We start from the raw sequence: 17,232 nt of genomic DNA, 5'->3' as shown, positions 1-17,232 counted from the left end.
GAACCTATGGCCGATTTTCATCAGAACGGCAGCGTGGCGACGCTTCACAATCTCACCCGCATGCCGCTGGAGTTGATGGAAGCGCAGTTGAGGCAGTTTTCCTCAAGCCGCAAGATCACGTTGATCCTGCCGTCGTTGTTTTCCGAACTTGAGCGGGATGCGCTCAGGAAGATCGTCGATGAGCTGCAGGGCGCGGACTACATCAACCACATCATCATCGGTCTGGACAGGGCCAGCGCCGAAGAGTTCGCCTATGCGAAAGACTATTTCTCCCGGCTGCCCCAGAAACACGACATCCTGTGGAATGACGGACCTCGGCTTCAGGCAATCCACGCTCAGCTCAAGGACGCGGGCCTTGCGCCGGAAGAACCCGGCAAGGGACGCAATGTCTGGTATTGCATCGGCTATGCGCTTGCCTCGCAAAATGCCGATGTGGTGGCGCTGCACGATTGCGACATCACCACCTATTCCCGCGAGATGCTGGCGCGGCTGATCTATCCGGTTGCCAATCCCGGGTTCCCCTATCAGTTCTGCAAGGGCTACTATCCACGCATCGCCGAAGGCAAGCTCAACGGACGGGTCTCGCGCCTTCTGGTCTCGCCACTGCTGATGTCGATCCAGAAGGTCTGCGGTCATCAGGATTACATCGAATACCTCAAGGGGTTCCGCTATCCGCTGGCGGGCGAGTTCGCAATGCGCATGAACATTCTTCCCGACATGCGCATCCCGTCGGACTGGGGGCTGGAAATCGGCGTTCTCTCAGAAGTCTGGCGCAATCTTTCCAACCGCTCTGTCTGCCAGGTCGACATTTCGGACGCCTATGATCACAAGCACCAGAAGCTGTCGAAAGAGGATGCCAGCAAAGGGCTGTCGCGGATGTCGGTGGACATCTCGAAAGCGCTGTTCAGGAAACTCGCAACCGACGGCGTGGTCTTCAATCAGGAGACGTTCCGCACCATCAAGGCGACCTACTACCGGACCGCGCTGGATCTCATCGAGATGTACCACAACGACGCGTTGATGAACGGGCTCTATACCGACCGCCACCAGGAAGAAGAAGCGGTGGAACTGTTCGCCGCCAACATCGTCAATGCCGGCCAGATCTTTCTGGAAAACCCGATGGAGACGCCCTTCATTCCGAACTGGAGCCGGGTGCAATCGGCCAATCCGGACCTGCTGCGCAACCTCGCCCGGGCGGTGGCTGAAGACAGAACCGATGTAGACGGCTAGGCAACGCGCAGGCGCACCCCCCGCACTCAACCGGACAGCCGCAACACTCCCCACAGGCAGCTTGTGCCATCTTCACGGAGATTCCGCTGTGGAAGACAAGATGGGGTTTGCTCTTTTCCACTGAAATCGATTACACTCCCGGAAAACCGCGGTTGCGCCCCCTTGGAGAAGGTGGTGGGGAGACACAGGGCAGACCGCGTCCGGTTCTTCAGAGCCGGCTTCACAATGCCCGACAGCAGACGAATTTGGGAGGAACATACATGCCAAAGACAATGAAGGGGCCGGGCATTTTCCTGGCGCAGTTTGCAAGCGACGAAGCCCCTTTCAACTCCCTTCCATCGATAGCCAAATGGGCAGGCTCGCTGGGCTACAAGGGCATTCAGATCCCGAGCTGGGATGGGCGCTTGTTTGACCTTGAAAAGGCCGCCAGTTCAAAAGTCTATTGCGACGAGGTCAAGGGCATCTGCGCCGATGCGGGCGTTGAGATCACCGAATTGTCGACGCATCTCCAAGGCCAGCTGGTGGCCGTGAACCCGGCCTATGATCTGGCCTTTGATGCCTTCGCGCCTGCTCAGGTCCACAACAATCCCAAGGCGCGCCAGGCATGGGCCGTGGAGCAGATGATGATGGCCGCAAAGGCCTCCGCCAATCTCGGGCTCGAAGGCCATGTCTCGTTCCCCGGGGCGCTGGCCTTCCCCTTTGTCTATCCGTGGCCGCAGCGCCCGGAAGGCCTGATCGACGAAGCCTTCACCGAGCTCGCCAAACGCTGGAAGCCGATCCTCAATGCCTTTGACGAGGCAGGAACCGATGTCGGCTTCGAGATCCATCCCGGCGAGGATATTTTCGACGGCACCACCTTCGAGATGTTTCTCGACAAGCTCGAGGGTCACAAGCGCTGCTGCATCAATTACGACCCTTCCCATTTCCTGCTGCAGCAGCTCGATTACCTGGCCTTTATCGACATCTATCACGAGCGGATTTCGGCCTTCCACGTCAAGGATGCCGAGTTCAATCCGACCGGTCGCCAGGGTGTCTATTCGGGCTATGCCAAATGGGTCGACCGCGCCGCCCGGTTCCGTTCGCTGGGCGACGGCCAGGTGGATTTTGGCGGCATTTTTTCCAAGCTCGCCCAATATGACTACGACCGCTGGGCCGTGATCGAATGGGAATGCTGTCTCAAACATCCAGAGGATGGTGCTGCCGAAGGCGCTCCCTTCATTTCCGACCATATCATCCGGGTCACCGAGAAGGCCTTTGATGATTTCGCCGGCGGTGAAACCGACCACGAGACCAACCGGAAAATGCTGGGGCTGTAACGATGGCGATCGAGGGGACACACAGCAAAACCGCTGGCCGGATCCGGCTGGGCATGGTCGGCGGCGGCCAGGGCGCGTTCATTGGCGGGGTGCACCGGATCGCCGCCCGGATAGACGACGAGTTCGAACTGGCGGCTGGCGCGCTCTCATCCGATCCGGAACGGGCTCTTGCGTCGGCAAAGGAGCTGGGACTTGATCCGGACCGCTCCTATGCGAGCTTTGCGGAGATGGCGAAGGCCGAAGCTACGCGCGCCGACGGCATCGAGGCGGTGGCAATCGTCACACCCAACCACATGCATTTCCCCGCCGCCAAGGCGTTCCTGGAAGCAGGCATTCACGTGATCTGCGACAAGCCGCTGACCTCCACCCTTGCCGATGCCAGAAAGCTTGCCGCGATTGTCGAGAAGTCCGGCAAGCTTTTCGTGCTCACACACAATTATACCGGCTACCCGATGGTGCGTCAGGCCCGCGAAATGGTGCAGAGCGGTGTGCTTGGGACGATCCGTCTGGTGCATGCGGAATATGTGCAGGACTGGCTCACCGAACCACTGGAGAAAACCGGCCAGAAGCAGGCTTCCTGGCGCACTGATCCGGCCAAATCCGGTGCAGGCGGTGCAACCGGCGACATCGGCACCCATGCCTACAATTTGGGATGCTTCGTCTCTGGCCTAGAGCTCGACAGTCTATCGGCCGATCTCGATGCCTTCGTCGATGGCCGTCTTGTCGATGACAACGCCCACATCATGATGCGCTACAAGGGCGGCGCCAAGGGCATGCTCTGGGCGAGCCAGGTCGCACCGGGCAATGAGAACAGGCTCTGCCTGCGGATCTTTGGCGACAAGGGCGGGCTTGAGTGGGCGCAGGAGGATCCGAACTATCTGTGGTACACGCCGCTGGGCAAACCCAAGCAGCTGATCACCCGCAATGGCGCTGGCGCGGGCGCTGCAGCCGGACGGGTCAGCCGGATTCCGGCCGGTCACCCGGAGGGTTATCTCGAAGGCTTTGCAACGCTCTATGCCGAGGCCGCCCGCGCCATCCGAGCGGTTCGCAAGAAGAACGGCCGTATTCCCAAGGACGTGGTGTTTCCGACAGTCGCCGATGGTTTGGCAGGCGTCGCCTTTGTCGCGGCCTGCGTCAAGTCCTCGAAGAAGAACGGTGCCTGGGTCAAACCGTAAGCGAACCCGGGTCGATACGCTGCCTGTCTCAGCCGAAACGGCGGCGCCTGTGAAGGGGCTCGATCAGCAGCACCAGCCTTGCATTGGTGGCAAGCAACAGCAAAAACGCGGCAATCAGCCCGCTGCCCTGCCCCGCCACATCCTTCCAGAGGTAGGAGCCTGGAACCAGACCATCAATTCCGGCATGGATGACAAGGAATGCGATGGCAGCGGCAAACAATGTGAGGAAGGTGCGCGAGCTTCGGATTTCCCGGCTGAACAGCATGAACATCGCCACCACACCCAGACTGTAGACAAGAAATGTCGCAGACCATCCACCCGGGATTTCAAATCCGTTGGCATCAAGGTGCAATTGCGCATCCAGGGAAATCACCACGGCGGCCGCAGCAAGAACAAGCCAGAACAGGGTGCCAAAGGTAAAGTCCTTGCTGCGGATGTAAAACACCAGTCCCGATGCACCAGCGGTCATCGACATGCAGATCACCAGCAAGGCTGTATTGAGGCCGTCACCACCGAAATGAAACCCGGGGTTTTCCATTGGCGAGAGGTAGACTGAAAGCACAATGCTCAACAGCACCAGAACGAAGCCGAGGCTCGCGAAGCCGATGAAGATACCGGGAAGTTGCTCCTCGGGCGCATAGCCTGAAGCCGACTGTTGAGGGGCGTAACCTGTGACACTCATAGGTCTGAATTCTCCGCAAAATCTGCGGTCGCGCTGTTTTCAAAGGCACGCAACAACCGCAATCGCCTCCCAAAAGCACAGTTGAACGCATCGCGCGCGCGGTTTTTGATGTAATGGTTAGCGGCAAAACCAGACATTTTTAGCTATTTCCTGGATTTATCTGCCAAATCTGATCGTAAAATTGCCAGAGCCGAGAGCACGATTGCCTGTAGCGCGCCAGAACTTAACAAACCGCTGACACTCAGGATCTGTCAATCAATTCTGTACTTGGGAGATGCCGACGACTTGCATGTTCGCAATTGCCTCGGCGGCCAAATCCGCCAGGGTCCGGTAGTGCTGCTCGCGCACATTGCCGCGCCGCCAGGCAAGACAGATGGTCCGGCGGATTGGCCATTGCGCGATTTCACACAGGCGGATGGCGGCATCGTCGCCGATTTCAGACGCGGCATAGGCGGCTGGAAACAGCGACAGGCCCATGCCGATCGAAACCATCTGCCGCAGGGCGTCAAGACTTGTGCCCTCATAATCCTCGCGAAGCTGCGCGCCGGAAACATCGCAAAGTGTTTGCACCTGGTCATAGAGCCGGTGGCCGCGCCCCAGCGTGAGCAGCCGGAAGTTACCAAGCATCTCAATTTCGATTTGTTTCTCCCGCGCCAACGGGTGCTCTGCCGGAATCCCCAGGTAAATCGTTTCTTCGCAGATCGGCGCGGTGACGAACTGACTGCTTCCCTGCGGCATAGGGGTTATGGCGCAGTCGATGGTTCCATCGCCCACGCCGGCCTCGAGTGCCAGGGGCCGGTCTTCACGGATGTAAATCTCGAGGATCGGAAACACCGCATGCAGGCGCGGCAGGAAATGCGGCATGAAATAGGGCCCGAATGTCGGGGCCACGCCCAGCGTGATGAGACCTCCAAGGTTCTCCGCACCGGTCGCAGCCAGATCCACCATGTCGTCAAGCGCTGAGAGGACCGCGCGTGCACGCGGCAAGAGCTTGAGCCCGACTGGCGTTGGCCTGGCGCCGGCCACGCCCCGTTCGATCAGATCCGCTCCCAGTTGCTCCTCCAGCAACCGCAATTGGGTCGACAGGGTCGGCTGCGAGACGTTACAGGTTTTCGCAGCCTCTGCGAAGTGGCCACGCTCGGCGACAGCAACAAAATACTCAAGCTGGCGATGGGTTGGGCGGTACGGCATAGCTGATAGCCTTTTTCTATGAATTTCATATAGACAATCGATTTGCTCTATCAAGCCTCATCCCCCATTTTGGTCTCGTCCACACGATGGAAGGGTTCGAAATGATATCGAGACTGAAAGCACTGAGAAATCGGCACGGCATCATTCAATCCCGTATTCAACGCGAGGAGATGCGCCCGTATCCCTGTTCGATCCGGATTATGTCGATGAAGAGAATCCGGCTTCACCTGCGTGAAGAAATCCAAAAGGTCGAAGAAATACTGATCCGCTCGACCGAGAAAACCCCGGCGTAAGCAGGGGCCAGAGGAACCGGGCGTGGGGTGGTGAAGCCACACCCGGCCCCGGCGAAGCCGCCACACGCCCGGTTCCCAAATGTTTCGCGTCTCGTCATCAGATCCAGACGCACACCTCACCACCCGGCCTCATGTCCCGCTGCCGCCGGCGGGTCATGGCTTGAAAAGGGTTCGTTGTTCACACCTGCGCCGAAGGAAAACCCGATGTTCTTCAACCCATTTGCCATGATCTCCGCTTCCGCCATCCCGCAGAAGCGCCACAGCCGCCTGCAGGAACTCGATGTGCGGATGCAGGATTTCCTGGCGACCAAGCGTGGCGCCGCCAGCGGCAAGGTCCTGGAAAACGTCAAGTCGGCGCGCGATCATGTCCGCCTTGAAATCCAGGGAAACAGCCTGTCCCGGGGCCCGAAATAAGGCAGCGGCAAAGATCCCCGGCGATTGAAACACGGGTGGCGGCTTGTTAACCTTCTGGTTTCATGATGTGAGAGGCCCACACAACTTATCGCCTACCGGGATTCCGCTATGATTCAACGTTTCAGCCTCGCCGCGACAAGCCTTCTGGCGTCTGCGGGTTTCGCTTTAATTCCCGCTGCACAGGCGCAGGATGCGAGCGGGCCGGGAATCACCTTTGAGCTGGGAGCCGCCGGCAAGGTAACGCCAAGCTATTTCGGATCCAGCGATTACATATTGTCACCGGTGCCGCTGATCCGGCTCAAGCGGCTGGAACTGCCCAATGGCTTTGTCATTGGCGGCGGTTCTGACGAAGGATTTTCGCTGAGCCCCTCCTTCGCTGTCGTCGGCGAGCGCTCGACTAAAGACTCCCCTGAACTGGTCGGCCTGAACACCATCGACACAGCATTCGAGTTCGGTCTGGCGGCAAAGTACCAGGTCGGGCAGTTCCGCGTCATGGGCGCGCTGCGCCGCGGTTTTGGCGGGCACGAGGGCATTCGCGGAGAACTCGGTGCCGACTACATCTACAAGCCCGATGACAAGTGGACCTTTCATGGTGGCCCGCGTCTCGACTTCGCCGACAGCACCTTCGCCAACACCTATTTCGGCGTCACCGCGGCTGAAGCCTCCGGCAGCTTTCCGGCAACAACCGCCAGCGGCGGCCTGATCAGCGCGGGCCTGGAGGCCGGCGTTCGCTACCAGGTCAACGAGGCCTGGGCCGTCGAGGCCGGCGCAAGCTGGGACCGCCTGGTCGGCGACGCGGCCGACTCCCCGATCACCGCGCAGGGATCGAAGGACCAGTATTCCGTCCAGTTCGGCCTCCTGCGCCGGTTTGACATCGGCTTCTGAGATTTCCACCTTCAAAGCGGCGCTTCACCTACAGGGTGGCGCCGCCGCCATCCTCGGGCGAGACGACCTTGCCTGGATGAGCGGATCAGCGCCGGGTCGACGCCCGGCGGGAAGACAGCAACAGGTTGGTCTCGCTTGTGGTGATGCCCTCGAAGCGGCGGATGCGGACCAGTGTGTCGTCGAGTTCCTGCAGCGTGTCGGTCGCCAGTTCGATAATCAGGTCCCAGCGGCCATTGGTCGAATGGACCGCCTGAACCGCCGGCATGCCCTGCAGATGGGCGACGATCCGTTCCGTTCCCCTGCCCTCGATGCCGATCATGGTCAGTCCCCTCACCGGCGCCGCCGTCACGTCGGCGCGGGTGAGAGCCGTGAAGCCGGCGATCTCGCCGCTGGCCATCAACCGCTCGATGCGGCTGCGCACAGTGGCGCGGGCCAGCTTCAGCTTGGCCGCCAGATCGGAAATCGACGCCCGCCCGTCGCGCCTCAAGGCCGCGATCAGGCGAATGTCGATATCGTCCAATGTTGACATATTGTGCTACCGATCTGGTCATACCGCTTTTCGCTTTGATCATAATTCATCATTCCGGCTTCGCAAAGAGCTAAGCTCTTTCTCTTTTCACGGCTTGCACGCCTGTTCCTCGCCGCCCGGCTTTGCCAAATTGGCAAAGCTGGCTGACACAAGCGCGGTTTTGCTGCCCGGAACGGGCAAACTTCCCATTTCAACCGCCAGCAGCCTCTGCGACGGATCGTCCGAACAGAGGATCCCCGATGAACCAGCATTGCATTTTGGTCGGCGCGCCCGTCGACAGCGGTCAATCCAATCCCGGCTGCCTGATGGGACCGGCCTCCTACCGGGTGGCGGGCCTTGCCGGAACACTTGCCGAACTCGGCTGCAGCGTCGAGGACCGCGGCGATCTCGCACCGCGACCGCTTGCGCCAGAGAACTGCGCCAATGCGGCGGTGCATCACCTGGCAGAGACCATCGCCTGGACGCAGGCGCTAACCTCGGCAGCCGAGGCGGCCATGGCGGAGGGTTTTCCGGTGTTCCTCGGAGGCGATCACAGCCTTTCGCTTGGCACGGTGGCCGGTGTTGCCGCCCACGCCCAAAAGCAGGGACGGCCACTGTTCGTGCTTTGGCTCGACGCCCACAGCGATTTTCACACGCCGATGACCACCCGCTCGGGCAATCTGCACGGCACGCCGGTTGCCTATCTGGCTGGGCTCGGAGACTTCGAGGCCTTCCCGCCGTTCCCGGGTCCGGTGCCGGCCGATCGCATCTGCCTGTTCGGGATCCGCTCGGTCGACCCCGACGAACGCACAGCGCTGCGCGGCCACGGCATCACGCCCGTCGACATGCGCGAACTCGATGAACGCGGTTTCGTCGCGCCGCTGAGCGCCTTCCTCGACCAGGTGCGGGCGGCCGACGGGCTGTTGCATGTCTCGCTCGATGTCGATTTTCTCGATCCGTCGATCGCACCGGCCGTCGGCACCACGGTGCCCGGCGGCGCCACCTTCCGCGAGGCGCATCTGGTCATGGAGATGCTGCACGAATCGGGCCTCGTCAGTTCGCTCGACCTGGTCGAGCTCAATCCGTTCCTCGACGAGCGCGGCCGCACAGCCCGGCTGATGGTCGATCTCACCGCCAGCCTGATGGGCCGGACCGTCTTCGACCGCGTCAACAGAAGCCTCTGAGGTCAGCGACCATCCCCCTTCCAACCACTGGAGACAGACAATGGCACCTCCTTCGCACCTGGCCTATGTGCCCTTCATCAGCGTTGAGAACATGATGCGGCTTGTCCACTCCATCGGCATTGAAACCGTGCTGCGGGAGCTTGCCGACGCAATCGAGCACGATTTCACCCGTTGGCCGCTGTTCGACAAGACCCCGCGGATCGGCAGCCATTCCGATCTGGGCGTGATCGAATTGATGCCGACATCGGATGGCGAGCTCTACGGGTTCAAATATGTCAACGGCCACCCGACCAACACCAAACAGGGCCTGCAGACGGTCACCGCCTTTGGTCTTCTGGCACAGGTCTCATCTGGTTATCCGGTGCTGTTGTCGGAGATGACCGTGCTGACCGCGCTCAGGACGGCTGCAACATCGGCCATGACCGCGCGGCATCTCGCACCCCGGGATGCGAAAGTCATGGCTCTGATCGGCAATGGCGCGCAGTCGGAGTTCCAGGCCCTGGCATTCAAGGCCGTGGTCGGCATCGAGGAAGTGCGGCTCTATGACATCGACAGTGCAGCAACCCGCAAATGCGCGGCAAACCTGGCGCAAAGCGGGCTGAGGGTCACGCCTTGCGGCTCATCGCAGGAGGCGATGGAAGGCGCGCAAATTGTCACCACCTGCACAGCTGACAAGCAATACGCCACCATTCTGACCGACAACATGATCGGCGACGGGATCCACATCAACGCGATTGGCGGCGATTGCCCGGGCAAGACCGAGCTTCACCGCGACATCCTTTTGCGGTCGGATATCTTTGTCGAGTATCCGCCGCAAACCCGGATCGAAGGCGAGATCCAGCAATTGCCTGAGGATTATCCGGTCACTGAACTCTGGAAGGTGATCACCGGTGAGGTTGAAGGCCGCCGATCGGCCTCGCAGATCACCCTTTTTGACGGCGTCGGCTTTGCGATCGAGGATTTCTCGGCGCTCAAATATGTCTACACGCGAGCGCTCGAAACCGGGCATTACCAGCATCTCGACATGATCGCCGATCCTGACGATCCGCGTGACCTGTTCGGCATGCTGACCCGTGCGGGCGTGGAAGCCCCGTAGCTGGAAAGGCCCAGGGAGCTGAAGCGACATCTTGGCGGCAGCGCCATCACGGGGTAAAGCAGCCGCATGGACCAGACTGACACTGAAACAACCCTGCCCGTCCGCCTGCTTGTGGACGCCGATGCCTGCCCGGTGCGCGAGGAGTGTGTCCGCGTGGCGCTGCGGCACGGCGTCAAGGTGACCTTCGTCTCCAACAGTTTCTTCCGGATCGAGGCCGATCCGCTGGTCGAGCGGGAGATCGTGCCGGGCAATTTCGATGCGGCTGACGACCGCATCGTGGAACATGTGACGCCGCGCTCGGTGGTCGTAACCGCCGACATTCTGCTGGCCGAACGCTGCCTGAAAGCCGATGCGTCGGCGGTGCTGGGGCCCAATGGCAAGCCTTTCACCCATGATTCCATCGGCATGGCGGTGGCGACGCGCTCGATCATGGCTGATCTGAGGGCCGGCGGCGCGCAGGTGGGCGGGCCTGCGCCGTTTGCCAAGGCCGACCGCTCGCGGTTTCTCTCGGCACTCGATGTCGCCATCGTGCGGCTGAAGCGCCAAGGTTGACACCGCTCCGGCCAAGACCCGCGATTGCGCAAGGTCAAAAGCCGGATTACCATGACATTCAAGACAATCAATCCGGCTTTCTGAATTTTTCCGACAATCGGCATTTTCGAGCGGTTAAGAATTGCCAGGGGTTCAGGGGAAACAATCATGGCCTATGTGGACATGCTCAAGACATTTGTCCGGGTTTATGAACTGGGCAGCATGTCGGCGGCGGCACGGGATCTCAGGGTGTCAGCGGCGGTGTCGTCGAGCCGGATCTCGGATCTGGAAAAGAGCCTCGGTGTGCGGCTGTTCAACCGGACAACCCGCAGCCTGCGCGCCACCGCCCATGGCGAATTGTTCTACAAGGGTGCGATCAAGATCCTCGACACCATCCGGGAGGTCGAAGGCGGGATTGCCGAAATCACCGCGCAGCCGAAAGGTACGCTTTTCATCTCGGCCCCGTTGGCACTCGGCAAGAAACTGGTGGCGCCGTTGATCCCCGCCTTCAAGGCGGAATATCCTGACATCAATGTGCGGCTGAGGCTGTCGGACCGCAAGGTCGACATCGCCCAGGAAGGGCTCGACGCGGCCTTCGTGCTCGGAGCACTGCCTGATTCCGATTTCCGGGTTCGCGCAATCCACGAATTCGAGCGCGTGCTTGTTGCCTCGCCCGATTACATCAAAGCCCACGGAATGCCACAGAACGGTGAGGCGATCATCACGAACAAGCACAAATGCCTGCTTTTGCGCTATCCCGGCGCCACCGAGTTCTTCTGGAACCTTGTTGTCGAAGGCGACATCCGGGCATTCCATCCCCAGGGCTCGCTGGAAAGCGATGACGGCGATGTGCTGACCGCCTGGGCGCTGGCGGGCTGTGGGATTGTCAACAAGACCCGCTTCGATGTGGCGCCGCATCTCGATGCGGGAACGCTGGTCGAGGTGGCCACGGCAACACCGCCGGTGCCGCAGCCCTTTTCCTGTCTGTATCCGCACAAGCGGTTGCAGGATCCCAAGATCAAGCTGTTCATCGACCATGTCATTCGCGGCTCACGCGCGGAGATAGAACGGACGGCGGCTTCAACATCTTCAGGAAAAATTTGAAACTCAACCTGATTTGTTGAGATAAGCTGGTGTCAAGAGATGGCCGAACCGGGCCCGACCCAGATATCCAGGAGCATGAATATGAGTGACCACGTTTCGTCGGCGCTTCCCGCCTTTGCCGTCAACAGCGTCAATCTCGCCTCGGGCGGCCTCGGCGCCAAGGGCATTTCCGTCACGGACGAGTTTTTTGCGCCGGTCGAGCGCATGCTTTCAGACGCGCCGGCGGTGTTCATCGAAGACAAGTATGATGACAACGGTAAGTGGATGGATGGCTGGGAAAGCCGGCGCAAACGCGTGCTTGGCCACGATCATGCGGTGGTGCGGCTTGCAACTGCCGGCCGGATCGATGGTTTCGACGTCGACACCTCGCATTTCACCGGCAACTACCCGCCGGCGGCCCGCATCGAAGCCTGCAATGTTCAGGGAGACCCCGACGACGCAACTGTCTGGACCGAGGTGCTGGGCACGTCGCCGCTGGGGCCGAGCGCACACCACTATTTCGCCTCCATATCCGGCGAGGTCTTCACCCATGTCCGGCTGCACATCTATCCCGATGGCGGCGTGGCGCGGCTTCGGGTCTTCGGCCAGCCCTATCTCGATCCCGCGCGGGTCGGTAATGGCGAAATCGAACTGTCCTCTTCGCTCAATGGCGGCCGAATCATCGGGTTCTCGGACGCCCATTACGGCGCCTATCACCGCCTGCTCGCGCCCGGGCGCGGCGTGAACATGGGCGATGGCTGGGAAACCAGCCGCCGCCGGGTGCCCGGCAATGAGTGGATCGTGATCGCGCTTGGCGCACGCGGCAGGCTTTCGGGCGCGATCGTGGACACCGCCTTCTACAAGGGCAACTTCCCCGACAGCTGCTCGATCCAGGCCGCCGACATGAGCGATTTCGGCACCGACGCCGGTGACGCCATCATCACCGCCTCGATGTTCTGGCCGGAGCTGATCGGACAACAAAAACTCAAGGCCGATCATATCCATGACCTCTCCGCCCATATCGCCGATATCGGGCCGGTGACCCATGTGCGGCTCAATGTGTGCCCCGATGGCGGCGTCAGCCGGCTGAGGCTGACAGGACGGATCGCCTAAGGCTGCGAATGGGCTTCGCTCACCGGTTTGAGGAGCAGTCAGGTTGACGGCAAAACTGAGCGATGCCTTACTGATCGCTTATGTAAAGGCTTTATCGATATCCCAGCCACTTGCTAGGAACCGCCATGGATTTGCGACTGGAAACAATTGAGCAACGGCCGCTTCCGGGGCCCGCATGGACCTGAGGCAAAAGACTTTTGCCCTGATCCTTACCACATTTGTGGTCTCCGCCATTGCGTTGTTGTATTTTGCCTCATCAATTACACTGGCCGGCTATCAGACAATTGAACGCGAAAAAGCCAATCAGGATCTGCAGCGCCTAGAAAAAGTCTTCGTTGCAGATCTGATGCGCCGGTTTGCCACGCTCGAAGACTTCTCCTCATGGGATGACACCTATGATTTTGTCGAAACAGGCGACCCGGATTATGTGGAATCCAACTTCACCTCAGCGACATTCTCTGTTCCGGGGATCGAATTTGTCGTCATTGTTGATCCGCTTGGCCAGACAGTCCATGCATCTGCCCATGGCGTCCCCGATGATATGGCCGCGCCTGTCCTTGCCGGATTGTCCGAGGCTTTGAATGTCGAAGGTGACCTGTTCGAGGAACATCCTTCAGAATACGGCCTCATCACGATCGCGTCCTCAACGCTGATGATTGCCATGGCGCCCATTCTCCGCAGCAACGACAGCGGCCCTCCCCGTGGCGTCATGCTGGCTGGCAAGATGCTCGATGACCAGGAAATCAACAATTTGAGCCTAAAGACCCAGTTGAATATCAACTACGAGAATCTTGCCCTCACCGACCCCGGAGACGTCAGCGAAGCCGGCTTCCAGCCCTCCATCCAGGAGATGACTGCAGACGGACTTTCTCTGCTGCGGCCACCGCATCTTATTCATCCGGTCAACGACGAGCGACTCGCGGGTTACATCCTGATGCCGGACATCACCGGCAACCCCATATTGCTGTGGTCTGTCCTGATCCCACGTGACATCTATCAGCGCGGCAAAGACAGTCTTAATGTTCTTCTGCTGGCACTAGTTGCCATCGGGGTCGTCCTGACGCTCTGCATCCTGCTTCTTCTCGAGCGGCTGGTGCTGCGGCGCGTTGCGCGGCTGGGTGATCAAGTTACCGACATAGGCCAGAAAGACGATCCATCCATGCGAGTGCATGTCGATGGTAAGGACGAGTTGGGCCGATTGGGAACAACGGTCAACTGGATGCTTAATCAGTTGCAGCTTAGTCGGCAAAAGGTTGTCGAGGAACACGAGAGGGCTGAAAGCCTTCTTCTCAATATCCTACCGACACGCATCGCCGAGCAATTGAAGACCACCAGCGAACCGATCGCGGACTCGCACTCCGGCGTCAGCGTCTTGTTTGCCGATCTCGCAGGATTCACACCCCTTTCAGCCCGGATGGACCCCGTGGAACTCGTCTCCATGCTCAATTCGATCTTTTCCCAGTTCGATGAACTGACGCAGGATTTGCAGCTTGAGAAAATCAAGACGATTGGTGACGCCTACATGGTCGCTGCGGGCCTGCCGGAGCCTCGGACCGATCACGCACAGGCAATCGCGGATATGGCACTCGGAATGATCAAGGCGACAGAGACTTTTTCAGAACAGCATAGCGTCCCGCTTCAGATCAGGGTGGGTATCAACAGTGGAGTGGTGGTTGCCGGCGTTATCGGCAAGAAAAAGTTCATTTATGATCTCTGGGGCGATACAGTCAACATCGCCAGCCGCATGGAGTCCTCGGGCGAGACCGGGATGATCCAGGTGACCGAATCGACCTATCTCGAGCTCAAGGACATGTTTGTCCTGGAAGAGCGCGGCCTGATCGACATCAAAGGCCGTGGCAAAATGAGGACCTACATATTGAAGGGGCGTGCCGGGTAAGAGCGCGCAAGTCAGGATCCAGGACAACCAGTTCTCTTGAACTTGCCGAAGCTCGACATGATAACGTCCCAAAACATGCGAGGCATCAGACCGCCTGTAGCATTACACAGCCTCGCGGATTGCGGTGATGTTCTTCGCCCAGTCGGTTTCTCCATTTCCCTTGAAAACGGCGGAGCCTGCGACCAGCACATCGGCACCGGCATCGGTGACCAACGGCGCGGTCGCGGGGGTGACGCCGCCGTCGATCTCGATGTGGATCGGACGGTCGCCGATCATCTTCTTGACCCGCGCCACCTTGTCGACCACCGAGGGAATGAAGGCCTGACCGCCGAAACCGGGGTTGACCGTCATCAGCAGGATCAGATCAAGCCGGTCGAGCACGTATTCGATGACGCTTTCGGGCGTCGACGGGTTAAGCGAAACACCAGCCTTCTTGCCAAGGGCCCGGATCGCCTGCAGAGAGCGATCAAGATGCTTGGTGGCTTCGGCGTGGACGGTGATGATGTCACAGCCGGCGTCGGCGAAGGCCTCGAGATAGGGATCGCAGGGCTCGATCATCAGATGGCAGTCGAAGACCGCCGTGGTGCGCGGCCGCACGGCCTTGATGATGCCGGGGCCGAAGGTGATGTTGGGCACGAAATGACCGTCCATCACATCGAGATGGATCCAGTCGGCGCCGGCGCGCATGACGCCTTCGATGTCATCACCAAGGCGGGAGAAGTCGGCCGACAGAATGGACGGGGCGATCAGGATGGGCTTGGACACGGCGGGTTCCTCGGATTGGGAGCGGCCGGGCCGTGAGGCCCCGGCCCGTTGGGCAGCGGTTTGCCCGATGCAAAGCGGCAAGGTCAAGCCGACTTTCGATCAAGCCTGTGCAAAGCCCCGCGGCCACTTGCCCGAATCATGGCGCCGGAGGCAGTCTCCAATGACACGCAAAAGGAGCCCTTGATGTCGAGACCACCGATCAGCCACTCGATCGTCTTCACCTACACCAGCGATCTCGAGCGCGGATCGCGGTTTCTGCGCGAGGTGATGGAGCTCGATTTCGTGGTCGACCAGGGGGCCTGCCACATCTACCGGCTGACGCCGATGAGCTATATTGGCGTGTGCAACCTGCCCGACCGCCCGCAGGGAACCGCAGGCGTGACGCTGACCATCGTGTCACCGGATGTCGACGGCTGGCGGGATTTCCTCGAAGCCAAGGGCGTTCGATATGTCAGCGGCCCTGCGCACAGCGAAGAGTTCGGCGTCTATAGCTCGCTGTTTCATTCGCCCGACGGCTACCGCGTCGAGATCCAGAGTTTTGACGATCCAGAGTGGGACAAGGGCACTCTCGGTTAAGGCGCGCCCTGCCCCATGCGGCGTTGGGACCGGATCAGTACCGGATCGGCTCCCGGGTCATTTCCAGATGCAGAACGTCACCGCTCCAGGGATTCGCCTCGCAGACCGCCTCGTTGAGTTCGACACCCAGTCCCGGCTCGTCCGACGGAATGACAAAGCCGTCTTCCCATTCGATTTTCTTCTTCAGCACCTCGGCGTGAAACCCGTCCCAGGTCTTGATCGATTCCAGCACCAGGAAGTTGGGCAGGGTCGCGGCCAGCTGAATGTTGGCGGCGGCGACCAGCGGGCCGCAATAGCAGTGCGGGGCGATCTGGATGCCGAAGGCCTCGGCCATGCCGGCGATCTTCTTGGTTTCGAGCAGCCCGCCGGAGCGGCCCAGATTGGGTTGCAGGATCGCCGCGGCGCGGATTTCGATGACACGGGCGAATTCGTGCTTGGTGACCAGCCGCTCTCCGGTCGCAACCGGGATTGATGTGGCCCTGGCCACTTCCGCCATCGCCGCGATCTGATCGGGGGGCACCGGCTCCTCGAACCAGAGCGGATCGGCAGCCTCGATGGCGCGTGCCATGCGGATGGCTCCGGCAGCAGTGAACTGGCCATGGGTGCCGAACAGGATGTCAGCGCGGGCGCCGACCGCCTCGCGCACCGCGCGGACCATGCGGGCGGAGAGATCGATGTCGGCCAGAAGCGGCTGGTGTCCGCCCTGCACCCGGTAGGGGCCGGCGGGATCGAACTTGACCGCGGTGAAGCCCTGCCTGACGGCTGCGAGCGCCGCGGAAGCCGCCATGTCCGGATCGTTGTAGACGTTCTTCGGGCTGTCCGTCTCGGACGGATAGACGCTGCCGGTCTCGGGATAGAGATAGGTGTAGGAACGCAGGCCTTCGTGCACCCGCCCGCCGAGCAGCTTGTGCACCGGCTGCGCAGCCTCCTTGCCGATGATGTCCCAGCAGGCCATTTCCAGCGCCGAGCAGCAGGCCATCATGGTCATGTCGGGGCGCTGCGAGAACCCCGAGGAATAGCAAAGCCGGAAGAAATTCTCGATGTCGTGCGGATCGCGGCCGACGAGGTAACGCGCGGCCACATCTTCCATCAGCTTTGCCGTCAGATGCGGATCGAAGGCCGCATCATAGGCTTCGCCATAGCCCACCACGCCGCCATCGGTGACCAGCTTCACGAACAGAAAGTAACGCCCGCCGGTCTGCGGCGGCGGGTTGGCAACCACATAGGTTTTGACGTCCTTAATCTTCATAAAAGCACTCCCCGCATCCGGCATCGTCAGGCGCAATCGATCAG

Annotated in this window: 19 protein-coding genes; 13 read left to right on the top strand and 6 right to left on the bottom strand. The window is 60.5% G+C overall.

What is annotated here, in order from left to right:
* The first annotated feature begins 6 nt into the window (after positions 1-6).
* From HPDFL43_RS04175 to HPDFL43_RS04165, 3 genes are all read left to right on the top strand, one after another.
* A complete protein-coding gene (locus tag HPDFL43_RS04175; RefSeq protein ID WP_007196006.1) occupies positions 7-1,230 on the top strand; it encodes a glycosyltransferase family protein in 1,224 nt (407 codons plus the stop codon).
* A 260-nt stretch (positions 1,231-1,490) separates the two neighbouring features.
* Entirely contained in the window at positions 1,491-2,546 is a 1,056-nt protein-coding gene (locus HPDFL43_RS04170) for a sugar phosphate isomerase/epimerase family protein (protein ID WP_040449041.1), read from the top strand.
* A gap of 2 nt (positions 2,547-2,548) precedes the next feature.
* Entirely contained in the window at positions 2,549-3,721 is a 1,173-nt protein-coding gene (locus HPDFL43_RS04165) for a Gfo/Idh/MocA family protein (protein WP_007196004.1), read from the top strand.
* 28 nt (positions 3,722-3,749) lie between these two features.
* On the opposite strand, the gene HPDFL43_RS04160 is transcribed toward HPDFL43_RS04165, so the two are convergent.
* The 3 genes from HPDFL43_RS04160 to HPDFL43_RS04155 all read right to left on the bottom strand — a co-directional run bounded on the left by HPDFL43_RS04160 (position 3,750) and on the right by HPDFL43_RS04155 (position 5,594).
* A complete protein-coding gene (locus HPDFL43_RS04160; RefSeq protein ID WP_007196003.1) occupies positions 3,750-4,403 on the bottom strand; it encodes a hypothetical protein in 654 nt (217 codons plus the stop codon).
* Entirely contained in the window at positions 4,400-4,540 is a 141-nt protein-coding gene (locus HPDFL43_RS21865) for a hypothetical protein (RefSeq protein WP_156970184.1), read from the bottom strand. The genes HPDFL43_RS04160 and HPDFL43_RS21865 overlap by 4 nt, the downstream gene beginning before the upstream one ends.
* Positions 4,541-4,658: 118 nt before the next feature.
* Entirely contained in the window at positions 4,659-5,594 is a 936-nt protein-coding gene (locus HPDFL43_RS04155) for a hydrogen peroxide-inducible genes activator (protein ID WP_007196002.1), read from the bottom strand.
* An 86-nt stretch (positions 5,595-5,680) separates the two neighbouring features.
* On the opposite strand from HPDFL43_RS04155, the gene HPDFL43_RS22325 reads away from it, so the two are divergent.
* The 3 genes from HPDFL43_RS22325 (at position 5,681) to HPDFL43_RS04140 (ending at position 7,186) form a co-directional block, all read left to right on the top strand.
* The gene (locus HPDFL43_RS22325) at positions 5,681-5,887 is read left to right on the top strand and encodes a DUF465 domain-containing protein (protein ID WP_007196001.1); all 207 of its coding nucleotides are present in this window, start codon (positions 5,681-5,683) and stop codon (positions 5,885-5,887) included.
* A gap of 204 nt (positions 5,888-6,091) precedes the next feature.
* The gene (locus HPDFL43_RS04145) at positions 6,092-6,301 is read left to right on the top strand and encodes a hypothetical protein (RefSeq protein WP_007196000.1); all 210 of its coding nucleotides are present in this window, start codon (positions 6,092-6,094) and stop codon (positions 6,299-6,301) included.
* 108 nt (positions 6,302-6,409) lie between these two features.
* Positions 6,410-7,186 carry a MipA/OmpV family protein gene (locus tag HPDFL43_RS04140; RefSeq protein ID WP_007195999.1) on the top strand — a complete coding sequence of 259 codons (777 nt, stop codon included), beginning with the start codon at positions 6,410-6,412 and terminating at the stop codon, positions 7,184-7,186.
* An 85-nt stretch (positions 7,187-7,271) separates the two neighbouring features.
* Here the strand turns inward: HPDFL43_RS04140 and HPDFL43_RS04135 are convergent, their stop codons facing one another.
* On the bottom strand, positions 7,272-7,715 hold the full coding sequence (locus HPDFL43_RS04135; protein ID WP_007195998.1) for an Lrp/AsnC family transcriptional regulator: 444 nt from the start codon (positions 7,713-7,715) through the stop codon (positions 7,272-7,274).
* A 239-nt stretch (positions 7,716-7,954) separates the two neighbouring features.
* Here HPDFL43_RS04135 and rocF point away from each other — a divergent pair, with 239 nt between their 5' ends.
* From rocF to HPDFL43_RS04105, 6 genes are all read left to right on the top strand, one after another.
* A complete protein-coding gene (rocF, locus tag HPDFL43_RS04130; protein ID WP_007195996.1) occupies positions 7,955-8,878 on the top strand; it encodes an arginase in 924 nt (307 codons plus the stop codon).
* Positions 8,879-8,918: 40 nt separating this feature from the next.
* Entirely contained in the window at positions 8,919-9,974 is a 1,056-nt protein-coding gene (locus HPDFL43_RS04125; RefSeq protein WP_007195995.1) for an ornithine cyclodeaminase, read from the top strand.
* A 66-nt stretch (positions 9,975-10,040) separates the two neighbouring features.
* Positions 10,041-10,526 carry a YaiI/YqxD family protein gene (locus HPDFL43_RS04120; RefSeq protein ID WP_007195994.1) on the top strand — a complete coding sequence of 162 codons (486 nt, stop codon included), beginning with the start codon at positions 10,041-10,043 and terminating at the stop codon, positions 10,524-10,526.
* A 147-nt stretch (positions 10,527-10,673) separates the two neighbouring features.
* The gene (locus HPDFL43_RS04115; RefSeq protein ID WP_007195993.1) at positions 10,674-11,609 is read left to right on the top strand and encodes a LysR family transcriptional regulator; all 936 of its coding nucleotides are present in this window, start codon (positions 10,674-10,676) and stop codon (positions 11,607-11,609) included.
* An 81-nt stretch (positions 11,610-11,690) separates the two neighbouring features.
* Positions 11,691-12,701, top strand: a complete 1,011-nt coding sequence (gene alc / locus HPDFL43_RS04110) for an allantoicase (RefSeq protein WP_040449614.1) — start codon at positions 11,691-11,693, stop codon at positions 12,699-12,701.
* A gap of 175 nt (positions 12,702-12,876) precedes the next feature.
* Complete coding sequence (locus HPDFL43_RS04105; RefSeq protein WP_007195991.1) at positions 12,877-14,598, top strand: adenylate/guanylate cyclase domain-containing protein; 1,722 nt, start codon at positions 12,877-12,879, stop codon at positions 14,596-14,598.
* Positions 14,599-14,700: 102 nt separating this feature from the next.
* Here HPDFL43_RS04105 and rpe read toward each other — a convergent pair whose 3' ends face one another.
* Positions 14,701-15,363 carry a ribulose-phosphate 3-epimerase gene (gene rpe / locus HPDFL43_RS04100; protein ID WP_040449612.1) on the bottom strand — a complete coding sequence of 221 codons (663 nt, stop codon included), beginning with the start codon at positions 15,361-15,363 and terminating at the stop codon, positions 14,701-14,703.
* 183 nt (positions 15,364-15,546) lie between these two features.
* Here rpe and HPDFL43_RS04095 point away from each other — a divergent pair, with 183 nt between their 5' ends.
* Positions 15,547-15,939 carry a VOC family protein gene (locus tag HPDFL43_RS04095; protein ID WP_040449610.1) on the top strand — a complete coding sequence of 131 codons (393 nt, stop codon included), beginning with the start codon at positions 15,547-15,549 and terminating at the stop codon, positions 15,937-15,939.
* Between the two features lie 34 nt (positions 15,940-15,973).
* Here the strand turns inward: HPDFL43_RS04095 and HPDFL43_RS04090 are convergent, their stop codons facing one another.
* Positions 15,974-17,188: a mandelate racemase/muconate lactonizing enzyme family protein gene (locus HPDFL43_RS04090; protein ID WP_040449037.1), complete on the bottom strand. Its 1,215-nt coding sequence runs from the start codon at positions 17,186-17,188 to the stop codon at positions 15,974-15,976.
* Positions 17,189-17,232: the final 44 nt, after the last annotated feature.

Origin of the sequence: Hoeflea phototrophica DFL-43 (assembly GCF_000154705.2) — a bacterium.
GTDB lineage: Bacteria > Pseudomonadota > Alphaproteobacteria > Rhizobiales > Rhizobiaceae > Hoeflea > Hoeflea phototrophica.
The sequence above is the reverse complement of the archived record's forward strand: the minus strand, read 5'-3'. Positions and strand labels throughout refer to the sequence as shown.

Bases quoted from the DNA above. Each gene is read 5' to 3' on its own strand.
- HPDFL43_RS04175 (WP_007196006.1), top strand. From the start codon at position 7: ATGGCCGATTTTCATCAGAACGGCAGCGTGGCGACGCTTCACAATCTC.
- HPDFL43_RS04170 (WP_040449041.1), top strand. From the start codon at position 1,491: ATGCCAAAGACAATGAAGGGGCCGGGCATTTTCCTGGCGCAGTTTGCA.
- HPDFL43_RS04165 (WP_007196004.1), top strand. From the start codon at position 2,549: ATGGCGATCGAGGGGACACACAGCAAAACCGCTGGCCGGATCCGGCTG.
- HPDFL43_RS04160 (WP_007196003.1), bottom strand. From the start codon at position 4,403: ATGAGTGTCACAGGTTACGCCCCTCAACAGTCGGCTTCAGGCTATGCG.
- HPDFL43_RS21865 (WP_156970184.1), bottom strand. From the start codon at position 4,540: ATGTCTGGTTTTGCCGCTAACCATTACATCAAAAACCGCGCGCGCGAT.
- HPDFL43_RS04155 (WP_007196002.1), bottom strand. From the start codon at position 5,594: ATGCCGTACCGCCCAACCCATCGCCAGCTTGAGTATTTTGTTGCTGTC.
- HPDFL43_RS22325 (WP_007196001.1), top strand. From the start codon at position 5,681: ATGGAAGGGTTCGAAATGATATCGAGACTGAAAGCACTGAGAAATCGG.
- HPDFL43_RS04145 (WP_007196000.1), top strand. From the start codon at position 6,092: ATGTTCTTCAACCCATTTGCCATGATCTCCGCTTCCGCCATCCCGCAG.
- HPDFL43_RS04140 (WP_007195999.1), top strand. From the start codon at position 6,410: ATGATTCAACGTTTCAGCCTCGCCGCGACAAGCCTTCTGGCGTCTGCG.
- HPDFL43_RS04135 (WP_007195998.1), bottom strand. From the start codon at position 7,715: ATGTCAACATTGGACGATATCGACATTCGCCTGATCGCGGCCTTGAGG.
- rocF (WP_007195996.1), top strand. From the start codon at position 7,955: ATGAACCAGCATTGCATTTTGGTCGGCGCGCCCGTCGACAGCGGTCAA.
- HPDFL43_RS04125 (WP_007195995.1), top strand. From the start codon at position 8,919: ATGGCACCTCCTTCGCACCTGGCCTATGTGCCCTTCATCAGCGTTGAG.
- HPDFL43_RS04120 (WP_007195994.1), top strand. From the start codon at position 10,041: ATGGACCAGACTGACACTGAAACAACCCTGCCCGTCCGCCTGCTTGTG.
- HPDFL43_RS04115 (WP_007195993.1), top strand. From the start codon at position 10,674: ATGGCCTATGTGGACATGCTCAAGACATTTGTCCGGGTTTATGAACTG.
- alc (WP_040449614.1), top strand. From the start codon at position 11,691: ATGAGTGACCACGTTTCGTCGGCGCTTCCCGCCTTTGCCGTCAACAGC.
- HPDFL43_RS04105 (WP_007195991.1), top strand. From the start codon at position 12,877: ATGGACCTGAGGCAAAAGACTTTTGCCCTGATCCTTACCACATTTGTG.
- HPDFL43_RS04095 (WP_040449610.1), top strand. From the start codon at position 15,547: ATGTCGAGACCACCGATCAGCCACTCGATCGTCTTCACCTACACCAGC.
- HPDFL43_RS04090 (WP_040449037.1), bottom strand. From the start codon at position 17,188: ATGAAGATTAAGGACGTCAAAACCTATGTGGTTGCCAACCCGCCGCCG.